The 20,107-nt window shown below is 71.3% G+C and carries 20 protein-coding genes, 2 pseudogenes and 1 riboswitch; of the genes and pseudogenes, 8 read left to right on the forward strand and 14 right to left on the reverse strand.

Annotated features, from left to right (window positions below):
* The first annotated feature begins 30 nt into the window (after window positions 1–30).
* The 3 genes from FF096_RS19940 to FF096_RS19950 all read left to right on the forward strand — a co-directional run bounded on the left by FF096_RS19940 (window position 31) and on the right by FF096_RS19950 (window position 1,488).
* The gene (locus FF096_RS19940) at window positions 31–330 is read left to right on the forward strand and encodes a metalloregulator ArsR/SmtB family transcription factor (protein ID WP_309223628.1); all 300 of its coding nucleotides are present in this window, start codon (window positions 31–33) and stop codon (window positions 328–330) included.
* A complete protein-coding gene (locus FF096_RS19945; RefSeq protein ID WP_155220730.1) occupies window positions 327–725 on the forward strand; it encodes a Fur family transcriptional regulator in 399 nt (132 codons plus the stop codon). Before FF096_RS19940 ends, FF096_RS19945 begins: the two co-directional genes overlap by 4 nt.
* 148 nt (window positions 726–873) lie before the next feature.
* Window positions 874–1,488, forward strand: coding sequence for a hypothetical protein (locus FF096_RS19950; protein ID WP_230462789.1), 615 nt, complete (start codon window positions 874–876; stop codon window positions 1,486–1,488).
* 28 nt (window positions 1,489–1,516) lie between these two features.
* Here FF096_RS19950 and FF096_RS19955 read toward each other — a convergent pair whose 3' ends face one another.
* The 3 genes from FF096_RS19955 to FF096_RS19965 form a co-directional block, all read right to left on the reverse strand.
* A complete protein-coding gene (locus FF096_RS19955) occupies window positions 1,517–3,487 on the reverse strand; it encodes an acyl-CoA dehydrogenase family protein (protein ID WP_155220844.1) in 1,971 nt (656 codons plus the stop codon).
* A 158-nt stretch (window positions 3,488–3,645) separates the two neighbouring features.
* Window positions 3,646–4,143 (reverse strand): DUF6328 family protein, encoded by a 498-nt coding sequence (locus FF096_RS19960; protein ID WP_309223629.1) that lies wholly within the window; start codon window positions 4,141–4,143, stop codon window positions 3,646–3,648.
* 102 nt (window positions 4,144–4,245) lie between these two features.
* Window positions 4,246–5,076, reverse strand: coding sequence for an alpha/beta fold hydrolase (locus FF096_RS19965; protein ID WP_155220732.1), 831 nt, complete (start codon window positions 5,074–5,076; stop codon window positions 4,246–4,248).
* Window positions 5,077–5,218: 142 nt separating this feature from the next.
* A riboswitch (TPP riboswitch) is annotated at window positions 5,219–5,324 on the forward strand.
* A gap of 72 nt (window positions 5,325–5,396) precedes the next feature.
* Between FF096_RS19965 and FF096_RS19970 the strand changes: the two genes are divergently transcribed.
* The 3 genes from FF096_RS19970 to FF096_RS19980 all read left to right on the forward strand — a co-directional run bounded on the left by FF096_RS19970 (window position 5,397) and on the right by FF096_RS19980 (window position 8,297).
* Window positions 5,397–5,987 carry an ECF transporter S component gene (locus tag FF096_RS19970; protein WP_155220734.1) on the forward strand — a complete coding sequence of 197 codons (591 nt, stop codon included), beginning with the start codon at window positions 5,397–5,399 and terminating at the stop codon, window positions 5,985–5,987.
* A gap of 79 nt (window positions 5,988–6,066) precedes the next feature.
* A complete protein-coding gene (locus tag FF096_RS19975) occupies window positions 6,067–7,500 on the forward strand; it encodes an ABC transporter ATP-binding protein (RefSeq protein WP_155220736.1) in 1,434 nt (477 codons plus the stop codon).
* Window positions 7,497–8,297 (forward strand): energy-coupling factor transporter transmembrane protein EcfT, encoded by an 801-nt coding sequence (locus FF096_RS19980; protein WP_155220738.1) that lies wholly within the window; start codon window positions 7,497–7,499, stop codon window positions 8,295–8,297. The genes FF096_RS19975 and FF096_RS19980 overlap by 4 nt, the downstream gene beginning before the upstream one ends.
* An 89-nt stretch (window positions 8,298–8,386) precedes the next feature.
* Here FF096_RS19980 and FF096_RS19985 read toward each other — a convergent pair whose 3' ends face one another.
* Entirely contained in the window at window positions 8,387–8,614 is a 228-nt protein-coding gene (locus FF096_RS19985; RefSeq protein ID WP_155220740.1) for a hypothetical protein, read from the reverse strand.
* Between the two features lie 399 nt (window positions 8,615–9,013).
* Between FF096_RS19985 and gndA the strand changes: the two genes are divergently transcribed.
* On the forward strand, window positions 9,014–10,459 hold the full coding sequence (gene gndA, locus FF096_RS19990; protein WP_155220742.1) for an NADP-dependent phosphogluconate dehydrogenase: 1,446 nt from the start codon (window positions 9,014–9,016) through the stop codon (window positions 10,457–10,459).
* 73 nt (window positions 10,460–10,532) lie between these two features.
* Here gndA and FF096_RS19995 read toward each other — a convergent pair whose 3' ends face one another.
* The 3 genes from FF096_RS19995 to recO all read right to left on the reverse strand — a co-directional run bounded on the left by FF096_RS19995 (window position 10,533) and on the right by recO (window position 12,477).
* The gene (locus FF096_RS19995; protein ID WP_155220744.1) at window positions 10,533–10,718 is read right to left on the reverse strand and encodes a hypothetical protein; all 186 of its coding nucleotides are present in this window, start codon (window positions 10,716–10,718) and stop codon (window positions 10,533–10,535) included.
* 65 nt (window positions 10,719–10,783) lie between these two features.
* Window positions 10,784–11,560, reverse strand: coding sequence for an isoprenyl transferase (locus FF096_RS20000; protein ID WP_309223650.1), 777 nt, complete (start codon window positions 11,558–11,560; stop codon window positions 10,784–10,786).
* A gap of 32 nt (window positions 11,561–11,592) precedes the next feature.
* The gene (recO, locus tag FF096_RS20005; RefSeq protein ID WP_155220746.1) at window positions 11,593–12,477 is read right to left on the reverse strand and encodes a DNA repair protein RecO; all 885 of its coding nucleotides are present in this window, start codon (window positions 12,475–12,477) and stop codon (window positions 11,593–11,595) included.
* A gap of 126 nt (window positions 12,478–12,603) precedes the next feature.
* On the opposite strand from recO, the gene FF096_RS20010 reads away from it, so the two are divergent.
* Entirely contained in the window at window positions 12,604–13,452 is an 849-nt protein-coding gene (locus FF096_RS20010) for a DUF4097 family beta strand repeat-containing protein (protein ID WP_155220748.1), read from the forward strand.
* On the opposite strand, the gene FF096_RS20015 is transcribed toward FF096_RS20010, so the two are convergent.
* The 7 genes and pseudogenes from FF096_RS20015 to FF096_RS26780 form a co-directional block, all read right to left on the reverse strand.
* Complete coding sequence (locus tag FF096_RS20015; RefSeq protein ID WP_155220750.1) at window positions 13,439–14,641, reverse strand: acyltransferase; 1,203 nt, start codon at window positions 14,639–14,641, stop codon at window positions 13,439–13,441. The genes FF096_RS20010 and FF096_RS20015 overlap by 14 nt on opposite strands.
* Window positions 14,642–14,811: 170 nt before the next feature.
* The gene (gene era / locus FF096_RS20020; RefSeq protein WP_155220752.1) at window positions 14,812–15,699 is read right to left on the reverse strand and encodes a GTPase Era; all 888 of its coding nucleotides are present in this window, start codon (window positions 15,697–15,699) and stop codon (window positions 14,812–14,814) included.
* Window positions 15,700–15,751: 52 nt separating this feature from the next.
* Entirely contained in the window at window positions 15,752–16,129 is a 378-nt protein-coding gene (locus FF096_RS20025; RefSeq protein WP_155220754.1) for a cytidine deaminase, read from the reverse strand.
* Window positions 16,122–17,504 (reverse strand): hemolysin family protein, encoded by a 1,383-nt coding sequence (locus FF096_RS20030; RefSeq protein ID WP_155220756.1) that lies wholly within the window; start codon window positions 17,502–17,504, stop codon window positions 16,122–16,124. The genes FF096_RS20025 and FF096_RS20030 overlap by 8 nt, the downstream gene beginning before the upstream one ends.
* Window positions 17,504–17,974, reverse strand: coding sequence for an rRNA maturation RNase YbeY (gene ybeY, locus FF096_RS20035; RefSeq protein ID WP_155220758.1), 471 nt, complete (start codon window positions 17,972–17,974; stop codon window positions 17,504–17,506). Before ybeY ends, FF096_RS20030 begins: the two co-directional genes overlap by 1 nt.
* Window positions 17,975–17,987: 13 nt before the next feature.
* A pseudogene (locus tag FF096_RS26775) lies at window positions 17,988–18,344 on the reverse strand (PhoH family protein); the annotation flags it as partial.
* A 933-nt stretch (window positions 18,345–19,277) separates the two neighbouring features.
* A pseudogene (locus FF096_RS26780) lies at window positions 19,278–20,024 on the reverse strand (PhoH family protein); the annotation flags it as partial.
* Window positions 20,025–20,107 lie beyond the last annotated feature (83 nt).

The following is a 20,107-nucleotide window of genomic DNA, read 5'->3' on the forward strand; positions in this document are numbered from 1 at the left end:
TGGGGCATCGGTATTGGTTACCGTTGCAAGGTGACCAGCGGATCCGGCTATGACGCGTACGAGGGTGCCAGCGAGTTGCTGCGCGCCCTCTCGGCACCGATCCGCTTGGCCATCGTCAGCGAGCTGGCCGACGGCGACCGCTGCGTGCACGAGCTGGTGGACAAGCTCGGCGTGGCCCAGCCGCTGGTCTCCCAGCATCTGCGGGTGCTCCGTGGGGCGGGCGTGGTCCGGGGCTCCCGGCGGGGGCGGGAGATCGCGTACACCCTGGTCGACGAGCACGTCGCGCACATCGTGGCCGACGCGGTCAGCCACGCAGGGGAGGTGTCATGAGCGAGCGTGGTGCGGCGCTGCGCAACACCCGTCAGCGTACGGCGGTGAGTGCGCTGCTCGCCCAGGTGGAGGGCTTCCACAGCGCCCAGGAACTGCACGCGATGCTGCGCGAGCGGGGCGAGCGGGTCGGCCTGACCACGGTCTACCGGACGTTGCAGGGCCTGGCCGACGCGGGCGAGATCGACGTGATGCGCCCGCCGGGCGGCGAACACCTGTATCGCCGGTGCAGCGAGGGGCATCACCATCACCTGGTCTGCCGGGGCTGCGGGCGTACGGTCGAGGTCGCCGGTCCCACGGTGGAGAACTGGGCCGACCGGGTCGCCGCCCAGCACGGCTACACCGACGTCAGCCACACCCTGGAGATCTTCGGCACCTGCCCGACCTGCGCCCCCTGACCCGCCACCGCCACCGCCACCGCCACCGACCCCGCCTCGCCTGGCTGTCGACGGCGAGAGCACCTCGGCCGCCATGGTCCGACCGGCGCGATCTGACGGGGCTTCGGCCCGAGTGCCGGGTGGCGGAGTCCGTGGCAGGCTGTCCGGCGTGAAGATCTACGCTGATCGTTTTCCGACCGCGCTACGTCAGCTACTCACCGATCTACTCGTCGTCGCCTGGGTGTACGCGGCGATCCGGGGTGCGCTCTGGCTGCACGACCTGGTGCAGAAGCTCGCCGTACCCGGGCAGAAGCTGGAGGGCGCGGGCGGCGGCCTGGCCGACAACCTGGCCGAGGCCGGTGGCAAGGTCGGCCGGGTGCCGTTGGTCGGCGACGAGTTGACCGCGCCCTTCGAACGGGCGGCGAGCGCTGCCCGTTCGCTCGCCGAGGCGGGCCGCGACCAGCAGGAGCTGGTCGACCAGTTGGCGCTGGCGCTGGCCGTCGGACTGCTGATCGTGCCGCTCGCACTCGTGGTGTTCGGCTGGCTGCCGCTGCGGATCCGCTGGATACGGCGGGCGGGGTCGGCGGCGGCACTGGCCACCGCGCCCGCCGGTCGGGACCTGCTGGCCCTGCGTGCCCTGGCCGGTCAACCGCTGCGCGAACTCACCCGGATCTCACCCGACGTCGCCGAGGCGTGGCTCCAAGGCGACGAGGCCACCGTCGATGCCCTCGCCGCCCTCGAACTGCGTCGCCTGGGCCTGCGCAGCCCCAACCCGCCGAGCTGATCGAGAAGCGCACGCCCGGACGTGGTGGTCAACCGGACACGTCGGGGGTGGGCGGGGGGACACGGCGGCGGGCGTCGGCGGTGACGGTGGAGGGGCCCGGTGTCCAGGTCGCCACCCAGGGCAGCTCGGCGGGCGGGGTGATGACGCCCTGCTCCAGCGCGACGTAACGGCCGTCGAGGAGGCGCTTGGCGGCGGTCACGTCGATCGAGTCGGTGTTCTCCCACAGGGCGGTGAACAACGCCTCGACCCGGACCCGCGCCTGCCGGCAGAACAGGTCGGCCAGCTCGACGTTCTCCGGACGGGTGTCGCGCTCGGCGTGCGCGCGTACGCAGACCGCGCTCATCGCGAACAACTCCGCGCCGATGTCCACCACCCGGCCGAGGAATGCCTGCTTGCGTTCCATCCGGCCCTGCCAGCGCGACATCGCGTAGAAGGTCGACCGGGCCAGCTTCCGGCTGGCGCGTTCCACCTGTCGCAGGTGCCCGGCGAGCGGGCCGAACTCGCCGTACCCGGTGGGCTGCTGGCCCTTGCCGACCGCGAGCGTCGGCAGCCACCGCGCATAGAACGCGCCCGCCTTCGCCCCGGCTCTCGCCTTGCGGGCCAGCCCGGCCTCCGGGTCGATGATGTCGCCCGCCACGGAGAGATGCGCGTCCACCGCCTCGCGGGCGATGAGCAGATGCATGATCTCCGTGGAGCCCTCGAAGATCCGGTTGATCCGCAGGTCGCGCAGCATCTGCTCGACCGCTGCCGGTCGTTCACCCCGGGCGGCGAGCGAGTCCGCCGTCTCGTACCCGCGTCCACCACGGATCTGCACCAGCTCGTCGGCGATCCGCCACGCCATCTCGCTGGCGTAGAGCTTCACCAGCGCCGCCTCGATCCGGATGTCGTTGCGATCGTCGTCGGCGAGCAGGCAGCAGAGGTCGAGCATGGTCTCCATGCCGTACGTGGTCGCGGCGATGAAGGCGAGCTTCTGGGCCACCGCCTCGTGCTCACCCACCCGCCGGCCCCACTGGACCCGCTCCGCCGACCACTCCCGGGCCACGTGCAGCGCCCACTTGCCCGCACCGACGCACATCGCCGGTAGCGACAACCGACCGGTGGTCAGCGTGCTCAGGGCGATCCGCAGCCCCTTGCCCTCGCCACCGATGACGTTCTCGTTGGGTACGAAGACATCGTGGAAGCGGGTGAGGCTGTTCTCCAGGCCACGCAGGCCGACGAAGGCGTTGCGACGTTCGACGGTGATGCCCTCGGCGTCGCCGTCGACCACGAAGGCGGTGATGCCGCCACGACGCCCCTCGGCCTTCGGGACCCGCGCCATCACCACGAGTTGGGTCGCCACGGTGCCGTTGGTGGCCCACAACTTGACGCCGTTGATCCGGTAGCCGGTGCCGTCGGGCGTCGGCTCCGCGGTGGTGGCCAGGCGGGCCGGGTCGGAGCCCACGTCGGGCTCGGTGAGCAGGAACGCCGACACCTCCCCGGCGGCCAGCCGGGGCAGGAACCGCCGCTTCTGCTCCTCGCTGCCGAACATCTTCAAGGGCTGTGGCACACCGATCGACTGGTGTGCCGACAACAGCGCACCGATCGCCGGACTCACCGAGCCGGCCAGCATCAGCGCCCGACAGTAGTGCAGGTTGCTCAGGCCCAACCCGCCGTACTCCGGCCCGATCTTCATGCCGAAGGCGCCCAGCCGAGCCAACCCCTGGAACACCTCGTCGGGGATGCGCGCGTCGCGTTCGATCGCCGCGCCGTCCACTTCGGAAATCAGGTAGTCGCGTAACCGGCCGAGGAACTCCTCGGCCCGAGCCTGCTCCTGCGGCTGCGGGCGGGGCCACGGGTCGATCAGGTCGAGCCGCAGCCGACCCAGGAAGAGTTCCTTGCCGAAGCTGGGCCGGTCCCAGTCGGCCTGCCGGGCCGCCTCGGCAACCCGACGCGCTTCCCTCTCGGACACCTGGCCCGTGGCGTCGGGCTCGGACGGCTGGCCCGTCGGGCCCGACGACAGGTCGCCGCTACGGCTGTCGGTGGCTGATGGACGGTTCTCGGCGATGGCCACGGCAAACCCCCGGGCTCGATCCGGACAGTCGAACTGTTCCGCCTGTTCAGCAGGCTACCCGGGTTCGTTACCCAAAGGTAGCCACGGATATCCGCAGCGGCGTCGCCTCACTCCTCGGCCAGGCCGCTCGGGTCCTCCTCGTCGTCGACGTCCTCTCCCCAGCTGCGCCGGGCGAACGGCAGGACCGTCCAGAACGTCAGGAACCACAGGCCGGTGATCCCGGTGAGCAGGAAGGAGATCGGTCGGGGCAGCACGAAGTCGGTGATCAGCAGCACCGAACTCATCATCGCGATCAGCATGAAGCCGAGGCCACCGCTGGCCATCTTGTGCGCGAAACGCACCAGCTCCGGCTTACGCCCCTGCCGGAACAGCGCCCGGTGGAAGGCCACCGGCGAAATGATCATCGCGGTGGCAGCGGCCGCGGCGAGCAACGCGACGATGTAGACGTCCCGCTGGAACGGAGTCGTCTCGCCGAAGCCGGCACTGAACGGCAGGGTCAGCAGGAAGGCGAAGAGAATCTGCACGCCGGTCTGCGCGACCCGCAGTTCCTGGAGCAGGTCGGCGAAGTTGCGCTGCCAGCGTTGCCTCTCGGTTTCCTTCGACACCGCAAACCTCCGGGGGCTGCGCCGACCGTTGCTGCCGACGGCAACGCTGATGCCCCAACGGGTTCCACCCGAAACCCACTCGGCGGACGACGGCGAACCCGCTCAGGCCGATGGGCGGACCCGGGCCAGGATCGCCTCGGCCAACGGAGTCGGTGCCTCGTCCGGAATCCAGTGGGTGACCCCGGGCAGTTCGACGAAGCGGAAATCCCCGGTCACGTGCGCGGCGCACGCCTGCGCGGCGACCCGGCCGATGGCGACGTCACCGTCGCTCCAGACGTACGTGGTCGGCACCGTCACCGGTCCGGTCGCCGCCAGGTCCGCCTTCGACATCGCCCGGTACCAGTTCAACGCGGCGGTCAGCGCACCCGGCTGACGCATCGGATCGACGTACCCGGCCACCCGGTCGCCGTCACCGACGCCACGCAGCAGCCGACGCAGCCCGGCAGCGCCCAACGCCAGCAGCGTCTTCTCCGCCACCCCCGGCTGCCGGAACAGCAGCATGTACGCCGAGCGTGCCTTCTGCTGCGGGTCGTGCCTGAGCGCGTGTGCCATGGCAGCCGGATGCGGCACGGAGATCGCGGTCAGCGTGCGCACCCGGTCCGGGTGGGCGGCGGCCAACGCCCACCCCACCACCGCACCCCAGTCGTGCCCGACCACGTGCGCGGCGGGGACATCGAGAGCGTCCAGCACCGCCACCGCGTCGGCGACCAGCTCACCCAGCCGGTACGCCTCGACCTGGCTGGGCCGGGCCTGTGGCGAGTAGCCCCGCTGGTCGAGCGCGTAGCTGCGCAGACCCGCCGCGTGCAGGGCCGGCCGGATGCCCGCCCACTGGCCCGAGTGCTGCGGGAACCCGTGCAACAACAGCACCGGCTCACCCTGCTCCGGGCCGCCGCTGGTGACCTCGAACCGCAGACCTCGGGCATCGATGCGCATACCCGACAGCCTAGCCGTACGGGCGTGGCACGCCCGAACCCCGCGATCAGGCCAGGATCCCGGCGATGAACACCCCGGGTGACCTGCGAAGATCACGTTGCCGGTGGATCTTCGGTGGTGTTAGCGTCGGCGGGACAGACAACACCTCCGACAGGGGAGCGCACAGCGCTGAGAGTGCGGGTCCGCCCGCAGACCCTCCGTACCTGATCTGGGTAATGCCAGCGCAGGGAGTTCGGTCCACCTCCAGCCCGCCACCGTTCGGCGCCGCCGTCCGGGGCGTGCGTCTTGCCTGGTTCGTATCTGGACTGGGAGCGATCATCATGCAGACCACCGACAGCAACCGCTGGCGCACCATCGACATCGTGGTGGCCTCGGTCATCGCCGTCGCCTTCGGCGTCATCTTCTGGGCCTGGGGCCTGGTGTGGAGCGCCACCGACAGCGCCTTCAGCTTCTTCCCGCCGGCACAGACCCTCATCTACGGGGTCTGGCTGGTGCCGGCCGTCCTCGGCGGCCTGATCATCCGTAAGCCGGGTGCCTCGCTGTACTGCGAACTGTTGGCGTCGATCATCTCGGCCCTGCTCGGCAGCCAGTGGGGCGGCATCGTGCTGCTCCAGGGCCTGATGCAGGGTGTCGGTGCCGAGTTGGCCTTCGCCGCCTTCCGCTACCGCTCCTACCGGTTGCCGACGGCCCTGCTGGCCGGTGCGCTGACCGGTCTGAGCGCGGCGATCTTCGACTTCGTCTACTGGAACGCCGGACGCGACATCGCCACCTACCGGCTCCCCTACGCCCTGCTCACCATCGTCAGCGCCACGGTGATCGCCGGTGCGGGCGGGTACCGGCTCACCCGTGCCCTGGCCCGCACCGGCGTCCTCGACCGCTTCCCCGCCGGCCGCGAACGCACTCTCATCTGAGCATGCCCGCCCGAGGGTCGGCGGGCACCAAACGCCGATCCCGGGGTCGGGGTACCAGCGAGCGTGGAGGGAGGGCGGGATGGGCGGCGGGGTGACGTTGCGCGGTTTCGGCTGGCGGCACGCCGGACGACGTGCCTGGGCGCTACGCGGAGTGGACCTGCGGGTGGAGCGCGGCGAGCGGGTGCTGCTGCTCGGGCCGTCCGGGGCCGGCAAGAGCACCCTGCTGGCCGCCCTGGCCGGGCTGCTGCCCGAGGACTCCGGCGAACACGAGGGCACCATCGAGATCGACGGTCGTAGCGCCGCCGAGGCGCGGGAGCGGGTCGGCATCGTCTTCCAGGACCCGCAGTCCCAACTCGTCATGGCCCGCAGCGGCGACGACGTGGCGTTCGGCCTGGAGAACCGGGGTGTGGCGGCCGACCAGATCTGGCCCCGGGTGGACGAGGCGCTGCACCGCGTCGGCTTCCCGTACCACCGGGACCGGCCCACCGCGGCGCTCTCCGGCGGTGAGCAGCAGCGTCTCGCCCTGGCCGGTGTGCTGGTGCTGCGCCCCGACCTGCTGCTGCTGGACGAACCCACCGCCAACCTCGACCCGGCGGGCGCCGCCCTGATCCGCGCGGCGCTCACCCGAGCGGTGGACGCCGACACCACGCTGATCCTGGTCGAGCACCGGGTCGCCGAGGCGCTGCCCCTGGTCGACCGGGTGGTGGTCCTCGAACCCGGCGGCGGCGTCCGCGCCGACGGCCCACCGGAGGCGGTCTTCGCCGCACACGGCGACACCCTCGCCGCCGAGGGGGTCTGGGTGCCCGGTCGGGAGATCCCGCCACGCCGGGCCACCGGCCCGGCCGGCGAGGTGCTGCTCACCGCCGAAAAGCTCGGCCAACCGTCCCGGCTGGCCCCCATCGACCTGACCGTACGCGCCGGTGAGGCGCTCGCCGTGCTCGGCCCGAACGGTGCCGGGAAGTCCACCCTGGCGCTGGCGCTCGGCGGGCTGCTCCGGCCGGGCACCGGACGGTTGACGGCCTCCCCGGAGTTGGCCGGGGTCGACTCCCGCACCGCGCCGCACCGCTGGCGGGCACCGGCGCTGACCCGCCGGATCGGGTCGGTGTTCCAGAATCCCGAACACCAGTTCGTCACCGGCACGGTCTTCGACGAACTGGCGCTGGGGCCGAGGCGGACCGGGGCGTCCGAGGCGGCGGTCCGCGACCGGGTGACGGACCTGTTGAGCCGGCTGCGACTGGACCGGCTCGCCGCCGCCAACCCGTACACCCTCTCCGGTGGCGAGGCACGGCGGCTGAGCGTGGCGACCGCCCTGGCCACCGCGCCCCGCCTGCTGATCTGCGACGAGCCCACCTTCGGTCAGGACCGGCGCACCTGGCGGGAACTGGTCGACCTGCTCGCCGACCTCCGCGACGCCGGCAACGGCCTGGTCGCGGTCACCCACGACGCCGAGTTCGTGGCCGCGTTGGCCGACCGCACGCTGGCCCTCGCCCCGCCCGCGGTGGCGCAGCGATGATCAGTGTGGAGCCGTTCGCCAGGTCGGACGCGCCGTTGGCCCGGCGTAACCCGGTGGCCAAGCTGGCCGCCGCGATGCTGTTCGCGTTTCCGCTGATGGCCACCCTGGACCCGGTCGCACCGGCTATCGCGATCGCCGTGGAGTTGGCGGTGCTGCCGCTGTTCGGAGTACGTCCCGCTCTGCTGGTCCGCCGGGCCTGGCCGCTGCTGGCCGCCGCCGTCGGCATCCTGGTCACGCTGGTGCTCTTCGCGGCCGACCGGTCGGGCCGGGTGCTGTTCGACGCGGGCCCGGTCGTGGTGACCTCGGGCGTGCTGATCACCGCGCTCGGCCTGGTGTTGCGGTTGTTCGCGGTGGCCCTGCCCGGGGTGATCGTCTTCGCCACCACCGACCCGACCGACCTGGCCGACGCACTGGTGCAGAACGCCAAGGCCCCTGCCCGGTTCGCCATCGGCGCGCTGGCGGCGTTCCGGTTGGTGCCCCTGCTCGGCCAGGAGTGGCAGATGATCACGATGGCGCGCCGGGCCCGTGGGGTCGAGGCCGGGCGCAGTCCGGTGGCCCGGATGCGGCTGTTCGTCTCGACGGCGTTCACGCTGCTGGTCGGCGCGATCCGGCGAGGTACCCGGCTCGCCGTGGCGATGGACGCCCGGGGCTTCGACAGCGGGCTGCCGCGCACCTTCGCCCGTCGGCAGCACTTCGGTGTGGCCGACTGGCTGCTGATCGTCGGCGCGACGGCGATCGCCGGGGCCGCGCTGGCCGTCAGCGTGGCGCTCGGCACCTTCCGTCCCCTGATCGGCTGACCGCCGGTCGCGGGCGGGCCACGCCCAGGAACGCCACGAGGCCGGGTGCGGTGGGCGTACCCATTCCACACCCGGCCCCGGATGGACCGTCAGCTACGCCGGAAGGCGTACTGGCGCACGTGCCCGTGCCGTTGCCCGCGTCCGACGCCGGCCGCGCCGGTGACCGGCGGCCCGGCCTTCGGCCTGTTCGGCCGGACAACCGGCAGGGTGGGCTTCGGCGTGATCGCGACATCGTCCAGGTTCGCCGGCGTGACGGCGGCGAGCTCGGCCGAGTGGCGGTCGGGACGGGACTTTCGCAGGCTGCGCTTGGCTGGCATCTGTGCCTCCTCGCTCGGTCGGCGACCGGTGGCCGGTCGACCGTTTCGTGCGGACCACCCCCTGGGTGGTCGAACGGATTCGGACTGCTGCCCGGGACCGGCCACGGAAGACACCACCACCGCCGATGGCGGGTGGACACACGCGGACGCCCGGGAGCGCACAGGTCGCGGCTCGACGGCGGCGGACCCGGCTCGGATAAAGGGGCGTCAGTAGCGCATGCCCGCACGCTACCAGCCCGCTCGCAGCGGGCGCATGCGAATTAACGGCAGCGGTTCTCGTCCGGGTTCTCATCGCTACGCGACCACCTGATGACCAGCGGTGGGGGGACGACGCACGACGGGAGGGGGCCGCGATACCGTCGCAGCACTACAGGCAGACGGCGGAAGGTGGCGACGAGGATGGCGGATCGGGCTACGGCGCAGATCGGTGTGACGGGGCTGGCGGTGATGGGCCGCAACCTGGCCCGCAACCTGGCCCGCAACGGGTTCACCGTGGCGTTGCACAACCGCTCGCCGGAGCGGACCCGGTCGCTGGTGGCGGAGCACGGCGACGAGGGCACCTTCGTCCCGACGGAGTCCCTGGCGGACTTCGTCGCCGCGCTGGAGCGCCCCCGCGCGGTGATCATCATGGTCAAGGCGGGCGGTCCCACCGACGCGGTGATCGACGAGTTGGTGCCGCTACTGGAGGCGGGCGACATCATCATCGACTGCGGCAACGCGCACTTCGCCGACACCCGTCGTCGGGAGGAGACGCTGCGCGCCCACGGCCTGCACTTCGTCGGCACCGGCGTCTCCGGTGGCGAGGAGGGCGCGTTGTGGGGGCCGAGCATCATGCCGGGCGGCTCACCCGAGTCGTACCGCAAGCTCGGGCCGATCTTCGAGAAGATCGCCGCGCAGGTCGACGGCGTACCCTGCTGCCAGCACGTCGGGCCGGACGGTGCCGGGCACTTCGTCAAGATGGTCCACAACGGCATCGAGTACGCCGACATGCAGCTCATCGCCGAGGCGTACGACCTGCTGCGGGCCGGGCTCGGCGCGGAGCCGGCGGAGATCGCGCAGATCTTCCGGGAGTGGAACTCCGGCGAGCTGGAGTCCTTCCTGATCGAGATCACCGCGGACGTGCTGGGGCACACCGATGCCGCCAGCGGGCGGCCCTTCGTGGACGTGGTGCAGGACCGGGCCGAGCAGAAGGGCACCGGCCGGTGGACCGTCCAGATCGCACTGGACCTGGGCATCCCGATCACCGGTATCGCCGAGGCCACCTTCGCCCGGTCGCTGTCGGGGCACGTCGGTCAGCGCGAGGCCGCCCAGCGGGCCTTCCCGGAGGCCGGCGAGAAGTGGCAGGTCAGTGACCGCGAGTCCTTCATCGAGGACGTACGCCGGGCGCTGCTCGCCTCGAAGATCGTCGCGTACGCCCAGGGCTTCGACCAGATCCGTGCCGGCAGCGCCGAGTACGACTGGGGCATCGACCTGGGTGGCACCGCGACCATCTGGCGCGGCGGCTGCATCATCCGGGCCCGCTTCCTCGACCGCATCAAGCAGGCGTACGACGAGCAGCCGGAGCTGCCCTCCCTGCTGGTGGCACCGTGGTTCGCCGACACTGTGCGCGACGGCGTGCCGAGCTGGCGACGGGTGGTGGCCGACGCGGCCCGGGCGGGTGTGCCGGCCCCGGCGTTCGCCTCGTCACTGGCGTACTTCGACGCGCTGCGCGCGGAGCGGCTGCCGGCCGCGCTGATCCAGGGTCTGCGGGACAACTTCGGCGCGCACACCTACCGTCGGGTCGACCGGGACGGTTCCTTCCACACCCTGTGGGCCACGCCGGACCGCGCCGAGGTTGAGGCCTGAGTTCACGCCGACCGGGCATCTCGCGGTATCCGGTGGATCGGATACCGCGAGATGCCCTGTGACGTCAGTCGGGTCAGAAGAAGCGGCGGCGCTTGGCCTGCCGGGGGCGGATCAGGTCGGCGCCCTTGTTGAGCAGGCGGGTGGCCCGGTTGGGGCCACGGCGGGACTCCAGCGTGTGGCTCAGTTTCCGGGCCCCGGCGGCGGCGACCGGCACCGCGATCGCCATCACCGCCCACTGCCCGATGCGCTTGCGAAGCATATGGGTTCACCTCCGTCAGTGGCTGCTGTCAGCGGTGATACCCCGTGCTGCCGCCGGCTAAGCGCTCAGGTGGTCGGAGCCACCGGATTGGGCAGCGCGCCACCGAAGCGACGGTCACGCTGGGCGTACAACTCGCAGGCGTACCACAGGTGGCGACGGTCGAAGTCGGGCCAGAGCGTGTCCAGGAAGACCAGCTCGGCGTAGGCGCTCTGCCAGAGGAGGAAGTTCGACGTCCGCTGCTCGCCGGAGGGCCGCAGGAACAGGTCCACCTCGGGCACCTCGGGGTGGTAGAGGTACCGACCGACCGTCTTCTCGGTGACCTTGGCCGGGTCGAGCCGGCCGGCGGCCACGTCCCGGGCGATGGCGGCGGCCGCGTCGGCGATCTCCGCCTGTCCGCCGTAGTTCACGCAGAACTGCAGGGTCAACGTCGAGTTGCCACGGGACATCTCCTCGGCGGTCTGCAACTCGCTGATGACGCTCTTCCACAGCCGCCCGGCCCGACCCGACCAGACCACCCGCACCCCGAGCTCGACCAGCTGATCCCGGCGGCGGCGGATGACGTCCCGGTTGAAGCCCATCAGGAACCGCACCTCGTCCGGCGAGCGCCGCCAGTTCTCCGTCGAGAAGGCGTACGCCGACAGGTACGGGATGCCCATCTCGATGGCGCCCTCGACGGTGTCGAAGAGGGAGAACTCCCCCGCCTCGTGCCCCTTGGTGCGGGGCAGCCCGCGTTCCTTGGCCCACCGACCGTTGCCGTCCATCACCACGGCTACGTGACGGGGTACCGCCTCCGGCGGCAGCTCCGGTGGTCGGGCTCCCGACGGGTGTGGTGTCGGCGGCACCGGCTCGCGCCGGTCAGCCCGCGACGATCGGATCACTCGTTACTCTCCCTGCTCACGTCCTGTGACGCCCGGTCGGGCGGCAGCGCTGCACCGGCCGGGGCCACGGTGCCGGTGTCGCCGGCCGGTCGCCCCGCGCCGGAGGCCGACGACACACCACCCCGGTCGACCAGCGGCAGCGAGCGTAGCGCGCGTTCCAGGTGCCATTGCAGGTGCGCCGCGACCAGGCCGCTGCACTCCCGGCGTACCCCGTGCTCGGTGGCGTCGGCGATCCGCCAGTCACCGACGGTCAGCGCCGACATCAGGTCGATGGTGGCCGGGGCCGGGTGTGCGGCCCCCGGTGGTCGGCAGTCCGGGCAGACCGCGCCGCCGGCCGGGACCGAGAAGGCCCGGTGCCGCCCTGGGGTGCCGCAGACCGCGCAGGCCGTCAACGCCGGTGCCCAGCCCGCCAGCGCCATCCCGCGCAGCAGGTACGCGTCGAGCACCAGCGTGGTGGCGTGCTCGCCGTCGGCGAGGGCACGCAGCGCACCCAGGGTCAGTTGGAACAGCCGCAGCGACGGCTCCCGCTCGACCGGGGTGAGGCGCTCGGCGGTCTCGGCGATCGCACTGGCGGCGGTGTAGCGGGGGTAGTCGCCGAGGAACCGTTTGCCGTAGAGGTCGATCCCCTCGACCTGGCTCACGGTGTGCAGCGAGCTGCCCAACTCCCCCTTGGGGTCGCCGGCCAGTTGCAGGTCGACGTGGCCGAACGGTTCCAGTCTGGCCCCGAACTTCGAGGTGGTCCGGCGTACTCCCCGGGCGACCGCACGGAGTCGGCCGTGACGTCGGGTGAGCAGGGTGATGATGCGATCAGACTCGCCGAGTTTCTGCACACGCAGCACCACCGCGTCGTCGCGGTAGAGCTGTCGGCGGTACCCGGCCATCGCGCCATTCTCCCCTCCGCCCGGACATCAGGTCCGACCCCGGGTCGGAATTCAGGGTCCGCTCGGGGTCGCCGTGCCGACGAACCCGGATGCGCATCCGGTGACGCCGGTCGTAGCGTGCTCGGCATGGCTTCGAACCCGACCAACGCCGGTACCCGGACCACCGTCACAGATCGGCCCACCGCCGCGCCGCGAGCGACAGTCCTACGCCGGACCGGCGTGGCGATCGCCGCGACCGCCACCCTCATCGTCCTGGCCGCCTGTGACAACCTGTCGTACCGGCAGTTGGACTTCGACACCACCGAGTCCGCCCGGATCACCGCGATCCAGGTGCTGCCCGGCTCCGGCGACGTGGTGGTCCGGGCCGACGGCGGGGTCGACGGGGTACGCGTCAAGCGTGTCGTCCGCTACCAGGGCGACCAGCCGGACACGACGTACCAGATCAAGGGCGCGGAGCTGGTGCTGGACACCTCCTGCGGCTCCCGGTGCAGCGTCTCCTACGAGGTGACGGCCGGTGAGGGGGTGGGCGTACGGGGCGAGACCGGCTCCGGGGACGTCGACCTCAGCCGCGTCGGCACGGTGGACCTCAAGGTCGGTTCCGGTGACGTCCGGGTCGCCGGGGCGACCGACCGGGTGCGGGTGGAGACCGGCTCGGGCGACATCAGGGTGTACGACCTCACCGGGCCCGTCGTGATCCGGGCCTCCTCCGGTGACGTGACCGGCAGCCGTCTCGGCGGCGAGGTGGACGCGGAGACGAAGTCCGGCAGCATCACCCTCGACCTGAGCAAGCCCACCTCCGCACGGGCGCACGCGTCCAGTGGCGACGTCATGGTGAGCGTGCCCGAGGGGGCATACCAGGTCCGTTCGAAGGCCGGCTCCGGCCAGATCAACCTGGGCGTGAAGCACGACCCGTCCGCCGCCTCGGTGCTGGACCTGAACACCGGCAGCGGCGACATCACCGTCACCTCGCGATGACGCCCCTGCCCCGGCTCCGCTGCTCCGGAACCGGTTCCGCCCGCGTCGCCGGGGAGGACGGCAGCTCGCCGTCCTCCGCCGTACGCTGACCCGCCTCGTCGCCCGATGCTCCGGGGACCGGATCACCAGGCGGGTCGTGGTCGTCGCCGACCTGGGACTTCACCGGCCGGCGGGTGGCCCGTGACCTCGACCGGCCGCCCGGGACCAGCTCGGGTGGACGCCGCGCCGCCACGTCCTCGACCCAACCCACCATCGCCGTGACCAGGCCCACCAGCAGGAAGACCAGGACCACCCGGATCGCCAGGCCCAGCAGATCCTGGTGTGACCAGCCGACCACGTCGACCAGCGGGGTGAGCGCCACCACGAACGCCATGTGCCACAGGTAGACCGTCAACGCCCGCCGGTTCAGCACGGTGACCACCCGTTCGACCAGCGCGCTACGGTCCACCCAGGCGGTGGTCGCCGGGGCCCGACCCAGCACCACCAGGATGAACGCGGCCGACCAGAGCGCGTTGCCGAGCGGGATGTCGTTGATGTCGTAGCCACGTGGGCCCTGGTGGGTCAGGATCCAGGCACCGCCCACCGCCGCGAGCGCGAACGCGGTCGATCCCAGCACCCAGCCATTGAGGCGGCGCAGCATTCCACTCTGGTGGGCGAACCCCAACAGCCACGCACCGAAGTAGAGCGCGAACTCGCGCAGCACGAGCGGCGGATCCTCGTAGATGCCCACCTCGATGACCAGCAGCAGGCAGTACGGAGCCAGCAGGGTCGGCAGCGGGAACCGGCGGAACAGCCACAGGGCGACCGGGGAGGCGAGCACGAACCAGAGGTAGTCCCGCAGGTACCAGATGGGGCTCAGCGCCAGCGCTCCCCAGTAGTTGGCCGGAGGGTCGGCCACCGGGAAGAGCCAGAGCAGCACCGCCGGGGTGAACGGCAGCCCGGTGAGCAGCATCGCCGGCACGAAGATCGCCGCGACCACCCACAGCGACGGCAGCAACCGCCGTAGTCGACGGCCGACCGCCGTCGGCCCGGACCGCAGCAGGGACGTGGCCATCAGCGATCCGGCGAGCGCGAACATCACCGACATCGCCGGGAACAGCAGCGTCAGCGAAGCCCAACCGGTGACGTGGTAGACGACGACCCGCACGATGGCCAGGGCGCGCAGCAGGTCCAGGTATCTGTTTCGCATCGGCCTGAATCTATGTCGGGGGCGCGGAGGCTCTAACCTTCCTACCCTCCGACGCCCGCCGAGGAAACACTCAGGCACCCACCGCGACAGTGAAACTTCCCATATGCCTGACCGGTGCCGATCATTCGATCCGAGGGCGGTAGTCCGATTCGACCGAACCGCCGGTCCCCTCAGAACCCGAGTTTGCGCAACTGCTTCGGGTCGCGCTGCCAGTCCTTGGCCACCCGTACGTGCAGGTCCAGGTAGACCTTCGTGCCCAGCAACTCCTCGATCTGCTGCCGTGCGGCGGTGCCCACCGCCTTGAGCCGAGAACCCCGGTGCCCGATGACGATCGCCTTCTGGCTGGGCCGCTCCACGTACACGTCGGCGTAGATCTTGGTCAGCCGACCCTCCGGGATCATCTCCTCCACCACCACGGCGATGGAGTGCGGCAACTCGTCCCGGACGCCCTCCAGCGCGGCCTCGCGGATCAGCTCCGCCACCAGCACCTGTTCCGGGTCGTCGGTCAGCATGTCGTCCGGGTACAACTGCGGCGACTCGGGGAGATACCGCGTCATCACCTCGACCAGGGTGTCCACCTGGTGCCCGGAGACCGCGCTGACCGGGACGACCTCGGCGAAATCCCCCAGCTCGCTGACGGCGAGCAACTGCTCGGCCAGTCGCTTGCGATCGACCAGGTCGGTCTTGGTGACCACCGCCAACACGGTTGCCTTCAGCTCGGCCAGCTCACCGGTGATGAACCGGTCACCACGACCGATCTGCTCGTCGGCCGGGATACAGAGGCCGATCACGTCGACCTCGCTCCAGGTCTGCCGCACCAGGTCGTTGAGCCGCTCACCCAGCAGGGTGCGGGGACGGTGCAGCCCCGGGGTGTCGACCAGCACGAGCTGCGACTCCGGCCGGTGCAGCACCGCCCGGATCACATGCCGGGTGGTCTGCGGCTTGTTCGACGTGATCGCGATCTTCTGCCCGACGATGGCGTTGGTCAGCGTGGACTTGCCGGCGTTCGGACGCCCGACGAAACACGCGAAACCCGCCCGGTAGCTGTGCTCACTCATGCCGGCATCCCACCGCGCTCACCGGCACGGGGCCACCGCACACCGAGCCCGCTCATTCGGTCACCGTGCCGAGCACGGTGCCGTCCGGCCCGGCCACGTGCACCGGCGCGTCGGCGGCCAGATCGCGGACCGCCGCGTACCCGGCACCGTCCAGGGTGGACGCCTCGGTCACCACCACCGCGGCCTCCAGCCGGGTGGCTCCCGCCGCAGCCGCCGAGGCGACCGCCAGTTGCAACGCGGTGATGGTCAGCGACGGCAACGACACGCTCGCCGCCGCGTAGGTCCGGCCGTCCTGGTCCCGGACCGCGGCACCTTCCACGGCGCCCACCCGTCCCCGGGCACCCCGGGCGAGGATGACCAGCTTGCTGTCCTCGGCGCTCAGATCGGAGCCGGTGGACCGGGCGGCCGGTACGGCGGGTGACTCAGGCATCAGCGGGCTGCCTCTCCTCGGATCGGTCGTTGTCGGAACGGGAGGCGGTCGGCGGGCCTCCCGGGTCGTCCTGCGTGTCTGTCGGCTCGATCCGGCGCACCAGCACCGTGTCGATCCGGTTGCGGCGGCCGGTGGTGCCCTCGGCGATCAGTCGCAGCCCGGCCAGCTCGACCTGCGCGCCCGGAATCGGCACCCGCCCCAGGCACTGCGCGAGCAGACCGCCCACCGTCTCCACCTCGTCGTGCGGCAGCTCGGTGTCGAACAGTTCACCGAGATCCTCGACCGGCAGTCGGGCGGTCACCCGCACCGCACCGTCGGGCAGCTGCTCGACCGGTGGACGCTCGACGTCGTACTCGTCGGTGATCTCCCCGACGATCTCCTCGAGGATGTCCTCGATGGTAACCAGGCCGCCGGTGCCGCCGTACTCGTCCACCACGATGACCAGGTGGTTGCGGGCGGCCTGCATCTCCGACAGCAGGTCGTCGACGGGCTTGGACTCGGGCACGAACGTCGCCGGCCGCATCAGCTCGGCCACCGGGATCTGGCGGTCCTCGGCGGCCCCGCCCTGGGTACGCCGGATCAGATCCTTGAGGTAGAGGACGCCGAGCACGTCGTCGACGCTCTCGCCGATCACCGGGATCCGGGAGAAGCCGGACCGCAGGAACAGCGCCAACGCCTGCGAGAGGTTCTTGCCCGACTCGATCCACACCATCTCGGTACGCGGCACCATCACCTCGCGGGCGATGGTGTCACCGAGGGCGAAGACCGAATGGATCATCTGTCGCTCGCCGTGTTCCACCACTCCCCGCTGCTCGGCGAGGTCGACCAGTTCCCGCAGCTCGACCTGGGTGGCGAACGGCCCCTCCCGGAAACCACGCCCGGGGGTGACCGCGTTACCGATCAGGATCAGCAGGGAGGCCAACGGGTTGAGCACCCGGCCCAGCCAGCGCACCAGCGGCGCGGCCGAGCGGCCCACCACGTACGCGTGCTGCCGACCGAGGGTACGCGGGCCGACCCCGACCACGACGAAGCTGACCACGGTCATCGCCCCGGCGGTGACCAGCGCCGCACGCCAGCCCGCGCCGAAGGTGTCCACCGCCACCAGCGCCACCAACGTGGTGGCGGTCAACTCGGCGAGTAGCCGGAGCAACAGCAGCAGGTTGAGGTGCCGGACCACGTCACCGGCGACCGCCTGGAGGGTCCGGGCACCCCGGATGCCCGCCCGGGCCAGCTCGGCGGCCCGGGCCGGGGAGACCGCGGTCAACGCGGCCTCGGTCATCGCGATCAGCCCGGCCAACACCACCAGCCCGGCGGCGAACACGAGCAGTTGCAGGTCGGGGAGGCCGGTGGCAGCCGCGGCCATCGGAGTGTCCATCACCGGGAGCGGGCCGACCGCCAGCTCGCCAGCAACCGGGCCTGGAGCCCGAACATCTCCCGTTCCTCCTCCGGCTCCGCGTGGTCATAGCCGAGCAGGTGCAGCACACCGTGCACGGTGAGCAGGTGCAACTCGTCGGCGGTGCTGTGCCCGGCGGTCGCGGCCTGCTTCGCCGCCACCTCCGGGCAGAGCACGATGTCGCCGAGCAACGCCGGCTCGCCACCGGCGGCGGTCTCACCCGGCCCGTGGTCGACGCTGCCCTCGTCCATGGGGAAGGCCAGCACGTCGGTCGGGCCGTCGCCACCCATCCACCGGTGGTTCAGCTCGGTCATGTAGTCGACGTCGACCAGCAACACGGACAGTTCGGCGAGCGGGTTGACCCCCATCTCGTCGAGCGCGTGCCGGGCGACGGCGAGGACTGCGTCGGTGTCGACCTCGGCACCGGACTCGTTGGCGATCTCGATGGACAACTGTCTTCCCTCGTTAGCGACGCCGGCCACCGCGGTTGCCCTGGGCACTGCGCCCGGCCACCGCGTGTACGCCCTGCGCCTGCTGGTTCTCGGCGTCCCACCGCGCGTACGCGTCGACGATCTCCCCGACCAACTTGTGGCGGACCACGTCGGCGCTGGACAACTGCGCGAAGTGCACGTCCTCGACGCTACCCAGGATGTCCCGTACGACCCGCAACCCGCTAGTCGTCCCGCCGGGCAGGTCGACCTGGGTGACGTCACCGGTGACCACGATCTTGGAGCCGAAGCCGAGCCGGGTGAGGAACATCTTCATCTGCTCGGGCGTGGTGTTCTGCGCCTCGTCGAGGATGATGAACGCGTCGTTGAGCGTGTTGTGCGTGACCAGGAAGTCGTCGGTGACATACAGCGAGTCCTGCGCCGCCACCTGGATACACATCGTCTCCTGGACACCGGCGGGGACGATCGAGTCGATGAAGCGCGTCGGCCGGTCGCCGCCGCACTCCTCGTACCGCCGGCGCTTACCCGACAGCCGGAACGGCGCTACGCCCTCCGGCAGACGGATCTCCACGACGTAGGCGTCCGACCCATGCCCGACCGCTCGGTCGTCCGCCGGGCCCGGCATGCGGCCCTCGGCCTCTCGAACACGCCAGGTCGCCACGCCGCCGAGTGACTGGACCAGGTGGACGACGTCGTCGCGGAGGCGGGCAGCGGCCGTCGAGTACCGCACCGCCGGGCCGATCGGATCACCGGCGACGTCCAGCAGCCCTTGCAGGACGGCCAGTCGGACCTCGACGCTGTTGCGGAGGTATACGGAAGGCACGAACTCCGTCTCGGCCAGACCCAGCTCGTGGAGCGCGACCGTCACCCGGTCCGCGACCATCACCGCGCCACGGTGGCCCTCGTCGTGGTCACCCCCACGGTGCAGCTCGATCGCGCGGGCGAGTTCGGCCGTCGCCCGGCCCGCGATCGGACCGGAACCGAGCAACCGGCCGAGAGCGTACGGGTCGAGCGGTACGTCCTGCGGCTCCAGCTGGACCGGAGCCACCACCGGGAGTTCGTACCGGTGGATCCGGCCCTGCCGCTCCTGGCCGATCATCTCGCGGGTTTCGAGCGTGCGACGGCCTCCGTGACGCCGGTCCTCAGGGGTGGCCACGGTCCACAGGTGCTCACCGCAGCACCGGGTGGAGGCCCCGTCCTGCGTGGTCACCCGATAGACCTGTTTCGGGCCCTGGGGGTAGATCCCGATCACCGGAGTGGGCATCCCGTCCGAGCCGATGACGAGATCACCCACCCGCAGCGACCCGAAGGGCTTGAAGCCTTCCGGCGTCAGTACGCGCGCGTCGTACGGCTGTGCCCGCCCCCGCATGTAGGCCAGCGGGGCGACCTCGATCGTCCCGGCCGCCATCAGCTTCGGGATGGTCTCCGGGTCGAGCATGTCGTGCAGCGCGTCGTAGAGCGGACGCAGGTAGGGGTCGATCTTCTCGTTGAGCGTGCCGGGCAGGAAGCCCAGCCGCTCGCCCGCCTCGACCGCCGGCCGGGTCAGGATGATCCGGTTGATCTGCTTGGCCTGCAACGCCTGCACCGCCTTGGCCATGGCGAGGTAGGTCTTGCCGGTACCCGCCGGGCCGATGCCGAAGACGATGGTGTGCCCGTCGATCGCGTCGACGTAGCGCTTCTGCCCGAGCGTCTTGGGCCGGATGGTGCGCCCGCGCCGGGAGAGGATGTTGAGGGTGAGCACCTCGGCGGGTCGCTCCGTACCACCCTGTTCGAGCATGCCGACGGTACGCCGGACGGCATCTGTGGTCAGGGTTTCGCCTTTCTCGATGAGTTCGAGCAACTCGCTGAAGAGCCGCTCGGCGAGGGCGTTGTCGGCGGGAGCGCCGGTGATGGTGATCTCGTTGCCACGCACGTGCACGTCACTGTTCACCGAGCGCTCGACCAGTCGCAGGATCTCGTCACCCGCGCCGAGCAGGCTGACCATGATCTTCGAGTCGGGGACCGTGATCCTGGTCTGCACCCGGGGCGGGCCGGGAGGTGGGGTGCCGGTCATAGGTCGGGCCGAAGGGCCCTGCGCCACCTGCTCTCGATTTCGGCGCCGGGCCCGTGGCACGGCGTGCGGACGTTGCCCCCATC

Source organism: Micromonospora sp. CP22 (genome assembly GCF_009712475.1).
In the GTDB taxonomy this organism is placed as follows: Bacteria; Actinomycetota; Actinomycetes; order Mycobacteriales; family Micromonosporaceae; genus Micromonospora.

Bases quoted from the DNA above. Each gene is read 5' to 3' on its own strand.
- FF096_RS19945 (WP_155220730.1), top strand. From the start codon at position 327: ATGAGCGAGCGTGGTGCGGCGCTGCGCAACACCCGTCAGCGTACGGCG.
- FF096_RS19965 (WP_155220732.1), bottom strand. From the start codon at position 5,076: ATGCGCATCGATGCCCGAGGTCTGCGGTTCGAGGTCACCAGCGGCGGC.
- FF096_RS19970 (WP_155220734.1), top strand. From the start codon at position 5,397: ATGCAGACCACCGACAGCAACCGCTGGCGCACCATCGACATCGTGGTG.
- FF096_RS19975 (WP_155220736.1), top strand. From the start codon at position 6,067: ATGGGCGGCGGGGTGACGTTGCGCGGTTTCGGCTGGCGGCACGCCGGA.
- FF096_RS19980 (WP_155220738.1), top strand. From the start codon at position 7,497: ATGATCAGTGTGGAGCCGTTCGCCAGGTCGGACGCGCCGTTGGCCCGG.
- FF096_RS19985 (WP_155220740.1), bottom strand. From the start codon at position 8,614: ATGCCAGCCAAGCGCAGCCTGCGAAAGTCCCGTCCCGACCGCCACTCG.
- gndA (WP_155220742.1), top strand. From the start codon at position 9,014: ATGGCGGATCGGGCTACGGCGCAGATCGGTGTGACGGGGCTGGCGGTG.
- FF096_RS19995 (WP_155220744.1), bottom strand. From the start codon at position 10,718: ATGCTTCGCAAGCGCATCGGGCAGTGGGCGGTGATGGCGATCGCGGTG.
- recO (WP_155220746.1), bottom strand. From the start codon at position 12,477: ATGGCCGGGTACCGCCGACAGCTCTACCGCGACGACGCGGTGGTGCTG.
- FF096_RS20010 (WP_155220748.1), top strand. From the start codon at position 12,604: ATGGCTTCGAACCCGACCAACGCCGGTACCCGGACCACCGTCACAGAT.
- FF096_RS20015 (WP_155220750.1), bottom strand. From the start codon at position 14,641: ATGCGAAACAGATACCTGGACCTGCTGCGCGCCCTGGCCATCGTGCGG.
- era (WP_155220752.1), bottom strand. From the start codon at position 15,699: ATGAGTGAGCACAGCTACCGGGCGGGTTTCGCGTGTTTCGTCGGGCGT.
- FF096_RS20025 (WP_155220754.1), bottom strand. From the start codon at position 16,129: ATGCCTGAGTCACCCGCCGTACCGGCCGCCCGGTCCACCGGCTCCGAT.
- FF096_RS20030 (WP_155220756.1), bottom strand. From the start codon at position 17,504: ATGGACACTCCGATGGCCGCGGCTGCCACCGGCCTCCCCGACCTGCAA.